Source organism: Sphingomonas sp. SRI_018 (assembly GCF_057586275.1).
This window is the reverse complement of the sequence record NZ_JBYCZO010000001.1, coordinates 734,675-747,893: the sequence shown is the minus strand read 5'-3', so window position 1 is coordinate 747,893 and position 13,219 is coordinate 734,675. Positions and strand designations below refer to the sequence as shown.

Genomic DNA, 13,219 nt, shown 5'->3' with positions numbered 1-13,219 from the left:
TAGCAGGCCGCCTCCACCCGGTGCTATTGCACCTGCGAAGAAAGGACCGAACCGTGGCCGAGAAAAGCGGAGCCGATATCCTGGTCGAGGCGCTCGGCGATCTCGGCGTGGAGGTCGTGTTCGGCTATCCGGGCGGGGCGGTCCTTCCGATCTACGACGCGCTGTTCAAGCAGAAGAAGATCCGCCACATCCTCGTCCGTCACGAGCAGGCGGCGACGCATGCCGCCGAGGGCTATGCGCGCTCGACGGGCAAGCCGGGCGTGGTGCTGGTCACCTCTGGACCGGGCGCGACCAACGCGGTCACCGGCATCACCGACGCGTTGATGGATTCGATCCCGATGGTGGTGATCACCGGCCAGGTGCCGACGGCGCTGATCGGCACCGATGCCTTCCAGGAGGCCGACACCGTCGGCATCACGCGGCACTGCACCAAGCACAATTATCTAGTGAAGGACCCGTCGACGCTCGGCGCGACGATCCATGAGGCGTTCCACATCGCCACCTCCGGCCGTCCGGGCCCGGTGGTGGTCGACATTCCCAAGGACGTCCAGGTCGCCACCGCGCGCTACGAGAGGCCGGGCCCGATCCAGCACAAGACCTATCGCCCGCAGGTGAAGCCCGACCTTCCCGCGATCGAGACCGCGGTCGACATGCTCGCCGCCGCCGAGCGCCCGGTGCTCTACACCGGCGGCGGGGTGATCAACGCGGGGCCGGCAGCGTCGCAGATGCTGCGCGAGCTGGCGAAGATCACCGGCGCGCCGGTCACCTCGACGCTGATGGGGCTCGGCGCCCTGCCCGCCTCGTCGCCGCAATGGCTGGGCATGCTCGGCATGCACGGCACCTACGAGGCGAACTGGGCGATGAACCAGGCCGACCTCGTCATCGCGATCGGCGCGCGCTTCGACGACCGCGTGACGGGCCGGCTCGACGCATTCAGCCCGAACAGCCGCAAGGTCCATATCGACATCGACCGTTCCTCGGTGAACAAGACGGTGCGGATCGACCTCCCCATCATCGCCGACGCCGGCCATGCGCTGGAAGCGATGGTCAAGCTGTGGAAGGCGCGTCAGCATCCCAAGCCCGACCTGTCCGAATGGTGGGCGCGGATCGACGGCTGGCGCGCGGCCAGATGCCTCGACTTCGCCGAGAGCGGCGAGACGATCATGCCGCAGCGCGCGATCCGCGCGCTCTACGAGGCGACCAAGGATCGCGCGCCGATCATCTCGACCGAGGTCGGCCAGCACCAGATGTGGGCCGCGCAGCATTTCGGATTCGAGGCGCCGAACAAGTGGCTGACCTCGGGCGGGCTCGGCACGATGGGCTATGGCCTGCCCGCCGCGATCGGCGCGCAGCTCGGCAACCCGGGCGCGCTGGTGATCGACATCGCCGGCGAGGCGTCCATCCAGATGAACATCCAGGAACTGGCGACTGCGACCCAGTATCGCCTGCCGGTCAAGATCTTCATCCTCAACAACGAATATATGGGCATGGTCCGCCAGTGGCAGGAGCTGACCTACCAGTCGCGCTACTCGGAAAGCTATTCCGACGCGCTGCCCGACTTCGTGAAGCTGGCCGAGGCCTATGGCTGGAAGGGCATCCGCATCGACACGCGCGCAGAGCTGGACGACGGCATCGCCGCGATGCTGGCGCACGACGGGCCGGTGATCGTCGACTGCCGCGTGGCCAAGCTCGCCAACTGCTTCCCGATGATCCCGTCGGGCGCCGCCCATACCGAGATGCTCCTCCAGGCCGCCGAGGTTTCCGGCGAAATGGACGACGAAGCCAAGGCGCTGGTGTGATGGCACATATAAATCCTCCCCGGCACGGGGAGGGGGACCATCGCGGAGCGATGGTGGAGGGGGCCCTCCACCTGCTGCACCGCCTGCCGCCCACCCCCTCCACCAAGCCGCTACGCGCCTTGGTCCCCCTCCCCGTCCCGGGGAGGATCTGAGAAGAGCCATGCACATCAAGGAAGAGCAGCGCGAGCGGCATACGCTCGCCGTGATCGTCGACAACGAGCCGGGCATCCTCGCCCGGATCGCCGGCCTGTTCACCGCCCGCGGCTACAATATCGAGAGCCTGACGGTGTCGGAGATCAGCGAGGACGATCTCATCAGCCGCATCACCATCGTCACCTCCGCCTCGGCGCCGGTGATGGAGCAGATCATCGCCCAGCTCGAGCGGCTGGTGCCGGTGCACAAAGTGACGGACCTGACCGCCCTCGGTCCCCACGTCGAGCGCGAGCTGGCGCTGGTCAAAGTGAAGGGCACGGGCGACCATCGCATCGAGGCGCTGCGCCTCGCCGAGGTCTATCGCGCCCGCGTGGTCGACGCGACCACCGCCAGCTTCGTGTTCGAGGTGACCGGCGCGACCGAGAAGATCGACAAGTTCGTCGAGCTGATGGACGAGCTCGGCCTGGTCGAGGTCGCTCGCACCGGCATCGTCGCCATCGCGCGGGGGGCGGAGGCGGCCTGAGTTCGAAGGAAATGAAACCAACCCGTCACCCCGGCGAAAGCCGGGGTCCAGGGTCACAGGCGGGAACCTGCCTGGCTCTGGATCCCGGCTTTCGCCGGGATGGCGAATAGAAAGGGAAATACCGGGAAATGCGTGTCTATTACGATCGCGACGCCGATCTGAACCTGATCACGGCCAAGAAGATCGCCATCCTCGGCTACGGCAGCCAGGGCCATGCCCATGCGCAGAACCTGCGCGATTCGGGGGTGAAGGAGGTCGCGATCGCGCTTCGTCCCGGCTCGGCGAGCGCGAAGAAGGCGGAGGATGCCAGCTTCAAGGTGATGGCGAACGCCGACGCCGCGAAGTGGGCCGACATCCTGATGGTGCTCGCGCCCGACGAGCATCAGGCGGCAATCTATGCCGACGATCTCCACGCCAATCTCCGTCCCGGCGCGGCGATCGCCTTCGCGCACGGCCTCAACGTCCATTTCAGCCTGATCGAGCCGCGCGCCGACATCGACGTGATCATGATCGCGCCCAAGGGCCCCGGCCACACCGTCCGCAGCGAATATGTCCGCGGCGGCGGCGTGCCCTGCCTGATGGCCGTGCACCAGGACGCGTCGGGCAACGCCCATGACCTTGCGCTCGCCTATGCCTCGGGCGTCGGCGGCGGCCGGTCGGGCATCATCGAGACCAATTTCCGCGAGGAATGCGAGACCGACCTGTTCGGTGAGCAGGTGGTGCTGTGCGGCGGCCTCACCCACCTGATCCAGGCCGGGTTCGAGACGCTGGTCGAGGCGGGCTACGCGCCCGAGATGGCCTATTTCGAGTGCCTCCACGAGGTGAAGCTGATCGTCGACCTGATGTACGAGGGCGGCATCGCCAACATGCGCTACTCGATCTCGAACACCGCCGAGTACGGCGACATCACCACCGGTCCGCGCATCATCACCGAGGAGACCAAGAAGGAGATGAAGCGCGTGCTCGCCGACATCCAGGGCGGGCGGTTCGTGAAGGACTTCGTGCTCGACAACCGCGCGGGCCAGCCCGAGCTCAAGGCCGCGCGCAAGCTGGCCGCGGCGCATCCGATCGAGAAGGTCGGCGCGGAGCTGCGCGCGATGATGCCGTGGATCGGCGCCAACAAGCTGGTCGACAAGGACAAGAACTGACGATCGGCGTCGTCAGGACGCCGGTCGTCATCCCGGCGCAGGCCGGGATCTCGAGCCACGAGCCCAGTGTTTGTGGCATGAGATCCCGGCTTTCGCCGGGATGACGATGAAAAGAGACGCAGATTTCATTCCCCGGGCACGAGGCGTTTGACGACGCCTCGTTTCGACGCGAGGATGGCGCATCGACTTTCAGGGGAGTCGCTCATGCGCCGTATCGTGCTCGCTTCCGTCATCGCCACCGTTGCAGTCGCCGCGCCGATCGTCGCCCAGCAGGGGATGCAGGCGCCGGGATCGAAGAACCCCGCCGCGATCACCGGCGGCACCTATCAGGTCGATCCCGGCCATACGCTGGTGCGCTGGCAGGTCGATCACCTCGGCTTCACGCCCTATTTCGGCATCTTCGGCAGCGTCACCGGCACGCTGACGCTCGATCCCAAGAACCCCGGCGCGGCCAAGGTCGACGTGACCATCCCGGTCGCCAAGGTGACCACCGCGAACGAAGCGCTGACCGCCCACCTGCTGCGCGCCGGCAAGGACGGCGGCAAGCCCGATTTCTTCGGCCCCTCGCCCGCCGATGCGCGCTTCGTCTCCACCAGCGTGACGGTCGCCGGCCAGTCGGCGACGATCGCCGGCAACCTCACGCTCAACGGCGTCACCAAGCCGGTGACGCTCGCCGCAGAATTCTACGGCGCAGGCAAGATGCCGGAGCAGATGGGCGGTAAGGAGAACGTCGGCTTCACCGCCACCGGCACGATCAAGCGCAGCGATTTCGGCGTGACGATGGGCATCCCGCTCGTCTCCGACGAGGTCAAGCTCGACATCGCTGCCGCCTTCGCGAAGTAAGACGGCATGGCGGAGGAAGGTGAGGAAGGCCGCCCCGGCGTCGGCCGGGTCGAGGCCTTTTCCGACGGCGTGGTCGCGATCATCGTCACGATCATGGTGCTCGAGCTCCACCCGCCGGTCGCCGAGGGGATGGACCGGCTGTGGACGCTGTGGCCGGTGTTCCTCGCCTATGTGCTGAGCTACGCCTATGTCGCGATCTACTGGGTCAACCACCATCGCCTGTTCGGCCATGCGACGCGGGTCACCAACGGGCTGATCTGGTGGAACATGCTGCTGCTGTTCACGCTCAGCCTGGTGCCGTTCTCGACCAGCTATCTCGGCGAGCATCATTTCAGCCGCGAGGCGACCTGGGTTTATCTGGCGACGATGCTGTTCCCAGCGATCGCCTACACCTTCCTCCAGCGGGTGATCCGCGTCACCGGCCGGCAGGGCGAGGCCGCAGAAACCTATCATCGCCAGACCATCCGCAAGGCGATCGTGGCGACGCTGATCTATATTGCCGGCGCCCTGCTCACCTTCGTCTCGCCCTGGTTCGGCGTCGCCGCCGCCGCGCTGGTCGCGGTGCTGTGGTTCCTGCCGTACGGACCGCTTGACAGGCTCTTCGCGCGATAGACGCTGGACAGCACCCCTCTGCTGTGGCTAACGCAAGGCGCATGACGCAGGCGCTTCGCCTCTCGCTGCTTCTTCGACTTACGCGCCCTTAGGCGCGACCCTCGCCGTGCGCCCGCGGGCGCCGCGACCCGCCTAAGGGCCACAACCGACCCGACCGCCAACCGCGAAGCCCGCGAGACGACCCATGCTGCGCAATCCCGAGACCAAGTACCGCCCCTTCCCCACCATCGACCTGCCCGACCGGCGCTGGCCGTCGGCGGTCATCGCCAAGCCGCCGCGCTGGCTCTCCACCGACATGCGCGACGGCAACCAGGCGCTGATCGACCCGATGGATGCGGAGAAGAAGACCCGCTTCTTCGACCTCTTGGTCAAGGTCGGCCTCAAGGAGATCGAGGTCGGCTTCCCCGCCGCCGGCGCGACCGAGTTCGACTTCATCTCGAGCCTGGTCCGTTCGGACCGCATCCCCGAGGACGTGACGGTCCAGGTCCTGACGCAGTCGCGCCGCGACCTCATCGAGACCAGCTTCAGGAGCCTGGAGGGCGCGCGGACCGCGATCGTCCACCTCTACAACGCCATCTCGCCGTCATGGCGCCGCATCGTGTTCGGCATGAGCCGTGAGGAGATCAAGCAGATCGCGGTCGACGGTGTGAAGGTGCTGCGTGACCAGGCCGCGGCCTATCCCGGCACCGACTGGCGCTTCGAATACAGCCCCGAGACCTTCTCCACCGCCGAGCTCGATTTCAGCCTGGAGGTGTGCGAGGCGGTGATGGACGTGCTGCGTCCGACGCCGGAGAAGCCGCTGATCCTCAACCTGCCGGCGACGGTCGAATGCGCGACGCCCAACGTCTATGCCGACCAGGTCGAATGGTTCGGCCGCAACATCCGCGACCGCGACAGCGTGGTGATCAGCCTCCACACCCACAACGACCGCGGCACTGGCGTCGCCGCGACCGAACTGGGGCTGATGGCCGGCGCCGACCGCGTCGAAGGCTGCCTGTTCGGCAACGGCGAGCGCACCGGCAACGTCGACCTGGTGACGGTCGCGCTCAACATGTATACCCAGGGGATCGACCCGGGCCTGGACTTCTCGGACATCGACGAGGTCATCAAGACGGTCGAATATTGCAACAACATCCCCGTCCACTCGCGCCATCCCTATGCGGGCGACCTGGTCTTCACCGCCTTCTCGGGATCGCACCAGGACGCGATCAAGAAGGGCTTCGCGGCGCAGGAAGCGCGCAACGACGATCTCTGGGACGTGCCCTATCTGCCGATCGATCCCAAGGACTTGGGGCGCGACTACGAGGCGGTGATCCGCGTCAACTCGCAGTCGGGCAAGGGCGGCGTCGCCTGGGTGCTGGAGCAGGACAAGGGGCTGAAGCTCCCCAAGCGGCTGCAGGCCGATTTCAGCCGCCACGTCCAGGCCTTCGCCGACCAGACCAGCCGCGAGCTCGATGCCGCCGACATCTGGCGGCTGTTCGAGGCGACCTACCTGCCGGGCGCAGACGATCGCATCGCCCTCACCGACTATGAGGAGAGCGGCCAGCCCGGCGACCGGCTTTTCGTAGGCCGGGTACGGGTCGACGGCGCCGAGCGCTCGATCTCCGGCCGCGGCAACGGCCTGATCTCGGGCGTGGTCGCCGCGCTGGCGGAAGCGACCGGCCAGGCGCTGGAGGTGGTCGACTATAACGAGCACGCCATCGGCCATGGGACGGACGTGCAGGCGGCGACCTATCTCGAATGTCGCACGCCCGACGGCCGAACCGTGTGGGGCGTCGGCATCGACAGCGACGTGGCGACGGCTTCGGTCCGGGCGGCGATCGGGGCGGCGAACGCGGCTGGCTGAGCCTGCATCTAATCGAATCGTTTAGTGACGGTTCCGGCCGTTGCTGAAAGACTCCTGCGCCAAGCACCATTTCGCGCAGGAGAAGTTCGGATGTTGGATGCAGCAGGCGGTTCGGGTGCGGTTTCCGCGACGCAGGCGCAACAGCTGGCGCCGAGCCAGAACGGCGCCCGTGACCCGAAGGTCGAGCAGGCAGTCCAGCAGACCGCACGCTTTGCCCAGGAATATCACGGCGACCCGGCCTATGTGATCCAGCAGACCATGGCTGATCCCGATCTCAGTCAGGCACAGAAGGACGAATATATCGCCCGCGTGGTCGATCTCGCGAGTGGCTCCGACTCCGGCTTCCGCACCCAGGCGGGCGGGCTCGACGATCGCGCACGCGGCGAGCTGGTGACTGCGCTCGAGCAGATCGGCGTCGCCTATACCGATCCCGCCACGCCCGAGCTGCGCGAGCAGGTGACCGCGGCGATGGGCCGCAACATCGATTCGGGCCGGCTCGACGCCGATCAGATCCATTCGCTGGTCGATCCGTCACGCAATCCAGCGTCGGACGGGGTGCGCCAGCTGCTCAGCACTGCCACCGACGGTGCAGTGCTGCAGCAGGTCGCCTACGACTTGCGCACCGATGCCGGGCGCAACGGCTATGACATCAACACCCAGAACGGGATGCGCGGCGTCCAGGCGCTGACCGCCGCCGCCGATATCGCCGGCATGGCGGCAAAGCACGGCTATTCGGCCGCGGCCAACGGCATCATCGCCCATATCGCCGACCAGCCCAATCCCGGCGAGTTGATCCAGCTGATGGATCGGCTGCCGATGAACGCCTACGGCAACCCGCCGTCGGGCCGCGGCGGCTTCGACGCGGTCGCCTCCGCGCTCGCCGGCACCAACAACCTCTACGCGCAAGCCAAGTTCGACAAGGTCTTCAGCGCCATGGTCGATCTCAGTGGCGAATCGAACGTGCTCGACCGCTCCGCGGGGCTCAACGACCTCGGCGCCTACTTCGACCGCAACCTCAGCCGGCTGAACCAGGAGACCACCTACGCGGGAAGCTGGAACGACCGCGGCGGTGACGCCAAGCCGCCGACGCCCTACCATTCGCTCACCGAGCGCTTCATGCGCAACGTGATGCTCAACAGCGAGTTCGACGGCAAGGCCGCCACCCAGCAGGCGATCGGCGACGAGATGGCGCAGCTCGGCAACATCGTCGGCGCGCGCCCCGGCGCGGGCGCTCCCAACGAGGCGCAGCGCACCGAGGCGGCGATGCAGTTCGGCACGCTGCTCGGCTCGATGCAGGGCGCCGCGGCGTCCTACGTCAAGAGCACCCGTGATAGCGCCGACCAGCAGATCGAATCGATCCGCACCATCACCGATCTCCTCACCGATCAGGTGCTCGGCAAGACCGGTCCGCTCGGCGAAGCGTTCGGCGGTCAGCTCGTCGATGCCTTCTGGGATCATCTCGGCAGCAGCGCCGAAGCCGGCGCCGAACAGGACGTCAGCGACGCGATGGGACAGCTCACCGACATCGGCGAGGCGATCGACCAGGCGATGACGCGGTCGCTGCGCGACAACTACCCGCCCTCGACCGCCGATCGGACGGGGGTCAACGGCCCAGGCATCATCGCCGACTACGAAGGAGCGGTGACGACGCACCGGGCCAATCCGGAGTGACGGATGGGTCAGTTCTCCGCCAACTGCTCCGGGCGCGGGTGTTCTACATCCCGTGCTCACCGATCCTGAACCTCGGCTGCCGATCGGGTTCAGCGCCGCCTCAGCCGGCCTGCACTATTCGCCGATGATGCGAAGACCCGCAGGAGATCGGACATGACCCTGAAGACCTTGTTGCTCGGCCTCACCGCCGCCGCCGCGATCGCGGTGCCCGGTGTCGCGTCGGCGCAATATTATGACCATGGCCGCGGATATTACGGCCGCGGCTATTATGACGGCCCCCGCTATGACGGCCGCCGCGACTATCGCCATCACGATCGCTGGGATCGCCGCGACCGGTGGAGCCGGTGGGACCGCTATCGCTGGGAGCAGCGCCGCCGCTGGGCACGGGAACGGCGCCATCATCGCCACTATCGCGATTACGACCGAGGCGGGTGGAACGGCTACGGCTATTATCGCTGATCCACGCGAGGAGAGGTTCGGGACCGGCTGTCACATGGCGGCCGGTCCCGTCCCGTTCATCAGTCCCTGACCCCCATCAGCGCCAGCACTTCCTTGCGGCTGCGATCGTCCTCGCGGAACACGCCCATCATCCGGCTGGTGACCATCGCCACGCCCGGCGTGCGCACGCCGCGCGCGGTCATGCAGGCGTGGCTCGCCTCGATCACCACCGCGACGCCGCGCGGCTTGAGATTGTCCCAGATGCAGTCGGCGACCTCGGCGGTCAGCCGCTCCTGCACCTGCAGCCGCCGCGCGAAGCCGTGCAGCACGCGCGCGAGCTTCGAGATGCCGACGACATGGTCCTGCGGCAGATAGGCGATGTGCGCCCGGCCGATGATCGGCGCCATGTGATGCTCGCAATGCGACTGGAACGGAATGTCCTTGAGCAGCACGATCTCGTCATAGCCGCCCACTTCCTCGAACACGCGGCTCAGATGCTCCGAGGGGTGTTCGCCATAGCCCTGGCAATATTCCTTCCACGCGCGCGCGACGCGCTTCGGCGTGTCGAGCAGCCCTTCGCGATTCGGATCGTCGCCGGCCCAGCGGATCAGCGTCCGCACCGCCTCCGCGACCTCGTCGGGCACCGGAATCTTGGGGGCGGAAGCGACCAGATCGCCGTCGTCGGGTTCGTCGCCATGCATGTCCGTTCTCGTCTCCTGCGTCGCTTCCGCCGGATTTCCGTTACGGCAGTCGCGATTTTCCAAATATCGGTCTTGTATTGAAACTGTTTCACCTTGGCCACAGCCCGGAAAAACCGCGGAAAAGCTGAGTTAAATGCAATTGACGCTTCAGAATCGTGGGCGTTAGTATCTCCGGTATGGTTTTCCAACCCCGTTAGACCGGCTCGAAGACCGGCGGCGGACAAGAGAGGGGATGTCCATGAAGAAGTTCGAGCTGCTTGCGGCTTCGGCGTTGACTTTGGTCGCCGCCACGCCCGCTTTCGCCCAGGATACCGCCGCAACGCAAGCGCCGCCAGCCGCGGCGACGCAGACGGCGGACGAAGATCAGGGCGGCGTCGCCGACATCGTCATCACTGCGCAGCGCCAGTCCGAACGGCTCCAGGACGTGCCGATCGCGGTGTCGGCCTTCACCGCCGAGAACCTTCAGCAGCAGCAGATCGTCAACCCGACCGCGCTGCAGCAGACGCTGCCCAACATCACCTATACCAAGACCAACTTCACCAGCTCGAGCTTCACCATCCGCGGCATCGGCGATCTGTGCGTGGGCGTCACCTGCGACAGCGCGACCGCGATCCACGTCAACGACATGCCCCTGCTCGGCAGCCGCCTGTTCGAGAGCGAGTTTTACGACCTCGAGCGCGTCGAGGTGCTGCGCGGACCGCAAGGCACGTTGTTCGGCCGCAACGCGACCTCGGGCGTGGTCAACTTCATCACTGCCAAGCCCGACCTCTCCGGCATCCATGCCGCGGGCGAGTTCGAATACGGCAACTACGATTCCAAGCAGGCCAAGGCGATGCTGAACGTGCCGCTGGCGAGCACGCTGGGCGTGCGCGTCGCCGGCATGTGGCTCAACCGCGACGGCTATACGAAGAACCTCCACACCGGCAACGACATCGACGGGCGCGATCTGTGGTCGGTGCGTGGCACCATCTCGTGGGAGCCGGATCCCAACACCCGGCTCGACCTGATCGGCTATTATTTCCACGAGAAGGACGACCGCTCGCGCATCCAGAAGCAGCTCTGCCACCGCGATCCGACCGGCGTGCTCGGCTGTCTGCCCGACCGCCTGGCCAACGAGACCACCAACGGCAACTCGCTGCTGAACACGATCTTCACCTCGACCGAGGTGATCAACCTCAACTTCGGCGCCGCCGCGGGGCTGTTCCGGCCGCTCTCGACCGGCAGCCTCTACAACCCCAACGACGCCTATGCCGGCGTCGTCAACCCGCGCGGCATGCGCACGGTCGACATCGATTTCGAGCCGACCTATTTCGCCAAGGAGCAGCAGTACACCGCCAAGTTCTTCCACGATTTCGGTTCGGTCTCGCTCAACATGACCGGCGGCTACATGGAGAACGAGGTCCGCTCGCGTACCGACTACAACCTGGCGGTCAGCAGCTTCTCCACCTCCGCGCTTCAGGCGCTGGAACTCTATGCAAGCAACCCGTCGCCGTACCAACCGCTCTTCCAGGCGATCCGCAACACGCTGATCCCCAATGGTCCGACCGGCGGCCTGTGCCAGTCGGCGCCCGATCCCAATAACCTCGGCGTGTTCGGTGGGGCGTCGATCGGCTGCTATCCGACCAGCCTCGATTTCGACGAATCGAGCCAGAAGGTGAAGCAATATTCCGCCGAAGCGCATATCGACAGCCATTTCGACGGGATGTTCAACTTCCTGCTCGGCGGTATCTATTTCGACAGCAAGACCTACAACAACAGCTATTACGTCAACAGCTTCGGCCTGGATTATGCCGCGGCGATCCTTGGCGCCGGGCAGACGATCGCGCATTGGGCTGCCGGCGATACGGACTATCCGCCGGTCTACCGCGGGTCGCCGTTCTTCCGGAACAACACCGACTTCTTCCACCTGAAGTCGTGGGGCGTGTTCGGCGAGACCTATTTCGAATTCAACGATAAGGTGAAGCTGACGCTGGGCCTGCGCTACAACCACGATGAGAAATATGTGCGGGCGCGCAGCACCCTGCTCTCGGATGCGATCGGCCAAGGGGTGTTCATCCCTTATGGCAGCGATTCCTTCACCGACGCGGTCAACTACGCCAATCTCGATTTCGACGCGAACACGCCGGGCGCGCAGGACTTCGCGATCAACAAGGTCAAGTTCAACCGGCTGACCGGCCGCGCGGTGCTCGACTATCGCATCACGCCCGACAACCTGCTCTACGCATCCTATTCGCGCGGATATAAGTCGGGCGGCATCAACCCGCCGCTGTCGCCGTCGTTCGCGGTGCCGATCACGTTCACGCCCGAGAAGGTCGATGCGTTCGAGATCGGCAGCAAGAATACCTTCGCCAATGGCAAGCTCCGGCTCAACGTCACCGCCTTCTACTACAAGTACAACAGCCTACAGCTCAGCCGCATCGTCTCGCGCACGGCGGTCAACGACAATGTCAATGCCGACATCTATGGTGTCGAGGCGGAGGCGATCATCAGCCCGGTCCGCAAGTTCGTGGTCAATGCGAACTTCAGCTACCTGCACTCGAAGGTGTCGGACGACAAGTTCATCGCCGATCCGCGCGATCCGTCGGGCGGCCGGTCGGACGCGGTGATCATCAAGGACATCTCGAACGCGGCCAACTGCGCGGTCGTGTCCAACAGCGGCAGCGCGGCGGCGGTGAACGGCTTCGTCACCCAGGTCAATTCCCAGCTCGGCCTGCGCGCGCCGACACCGGTGCCGGGCACCAATACCACGGGTGCGTTCAGCGTCTGTTCGGTGCTGCAGGCAGCGGTGGCCGCCAACTCGCTGCCCTTCACCGTCCTGGGCAGCGGCGTCGACGTGAACATCCGCGGCAACAAGCTGCCCGGCGCGCCGACCTACAAGGCGTCGGTGGGGGCGCAGTACACCATCGACTTCGCCAACGGCATGTCGCTGGTGCCGCGCGCCGACCTCAACTTCACCGGCAACAGCTACGCCAGCGTGTTCAACCGCCAGATGGACCGCCTGCCCGCCTATGAGGTGATCAACGCGCAGATCACGCTGAACGGCGCCGACGACCGGTGGTATCTGCGCGGCTTCGTGCAGAACCTGACCAACAACAACGCGGTCACCGGCCAATATACCGGCGATCAGGCGTCGGGTCTCTACACCAACGTCTTCACGATCGAGCCGCGGCGCTACGGCATCGCTGCCGGTTTCCGCTTCTGATCGGCGGAGGGGAGGAGAAGGGGCGGGTGCACGGCGCCCGCCCCTTTTTCTCGCCGTCTCGATGCAGTCGACCGCACCGGACGGACGCTTCACCGCACCGGAGCGGGCGACTGTACCAAAAGCGCTTCACAAGCGCGGCCGGGTCCGCTGGAAATCCCTTGACGGCACATGGCAAGGGATATCGACGAAGAAACAGGCTCCAAATACGTGGATAACCGTCACAAGACGCGTGCATCCGGCGAAAATCCGCAATACATCACGCGAAGCGACAACGGCGGGAGGC

10 protein-coding genes are annotated in these 13,219 nt (G+C 66.0%); 9 read left to right on the top strand and 1 reads right to left on the bottom strand.

Annotated features, from left to right (window positions below):
- Positions 1-53: 53 nt before the first annotated feature.
- From AC2YHA_RS03470 to AC2YHA_RS03435, 8 genes are all read left to right on the top strand, one after another.
- Complete coding sequence (locus AC2YHA_RS03470) at positions 54-1,799, top strand: acetolactate synthase 3 large subunit (RefSeq protein WP_487400380.1); 1,746 nt, start codon at positions 54-56, stop codon at positions 1,797-1,799.
- A 160-nt stretch (positions 1,800-1,959) separates the two neighbouring features.
- Positions 1,960-2,475: an acetolactate synthase small subunit gene (gene ilvN, locus AC2YHA_RS03465; protein ID WP_233782858.1), complete on the top strand. Its 516-nt coding sequence runs from the start codon at positions 1,960-1,962 to the stop codon at positions 2,473-2,475.
- Positions 2,476-2,603: 128 nt separating this feature from the next.
- On the top strand, positions 2,604-3,623 hold the full coding sequence (ilvC, locus tag AC2YHA_RS03460) for a ketol-acid reductoisomerase (RefSeq protein WP_487400379.1): 1,020 nt from the start codon (positions 2,604-2,606) through the stop codon (positions 3,621-3,623).
- Between the two features lie 204 nt (positions 3,624-3,827).
- The gene (locus AC2YHA_RS03455) at positions 3,828-4,466 is read left to right on the top strand and encodes a YceI family protein (RefSeq protein WP_487400378.1); all 639 of its coding nucleotides are present in this window, start codon (positions 3,828-3,830) and stop codon (positions 4,464-4,466) included.
- A 6-nt stretch (positions 4,467-4,472) separates the two neighbouring features.
- Positions 4,473-5,078 (top strand): TMEM175 family protein, encoded by a 606-nt coding sequence (locus AC2YHA_RS03450; RefSeq protein ID WP_233782861.1) that lies wholly within the window; start codon positions 4,473-4,475, stop codon positions 5,076-5,078.
- Between the two features lie 184 nt (positions 5,079-5,262).
- Positions 5,263-6,924 (top strand): 2-isopropylmalate synthase, encoded by a 1,662-nt coding sequence (leuA, locus tag AC2YHA_RS03445; protein ID WP_487400377.1) that lies wholly within the window; start codon positions 5,263-5,265, stop codon positions 6,922-6,924.
- Positions 6,925-7,014: 90 nt separating this feature from the next.
- A complete protein-coding gene (locus AC2YHA_RS03440; RefSeq protein WP_487400376.1) occupies positions 7,015-8,595 on the top strand; it encodes a hypothetical protein in 1,581 nt (526 codons plus the stop codon).
- A gap of 153 nt (positions 8,596-8,748) precedes the next feature.
- Positions 8,749-9,054 (top strand): hypothetical protein, encoded by a 306-nt coding sequence (locus AC2YHA_RS03435; protein ID WP_233782864.1) that lies wholly within the window; start codon positions 8,749-8,751, stop codon positions 9,052-9,054.
- 59 nt (positions 9,055-9,113) lie between these two features.
- On the opposite strand, the gene folE is transcribed toward AC2YHA_RS03435, so the two are convergent.
- Positions 9,114-9,734: a GTP cyclohydrolase I FolE gene (gene folE, locus AC2YHA_RS03430; RefSeq protein WP_233782865.1), complete on the bottom strand. Its 621-nt coding sequence runs from the start codon at positions 9,732-9,734 to the stop codon at positions 9,114-9,116.
- Positions 9,735-9,972: 238 nt separating this feature from the next.
- On the opposite strand from folE, the gene AC2YHA_RS03425 reads away from it, so the two are divergent.
- On the top strand, positions 9,973-12,936 hold the full coding sequence (locus tag AC2YHA_RS03425; protein WP_487400375.1) for a TonB-dependent receptor: 2,964 nt from the start codon (positions 9,973-9,975) through the stop codon (positions 12,934-12,936).
- Positions 12,937-13,219 lie beyond the last annotated feature (283 nt).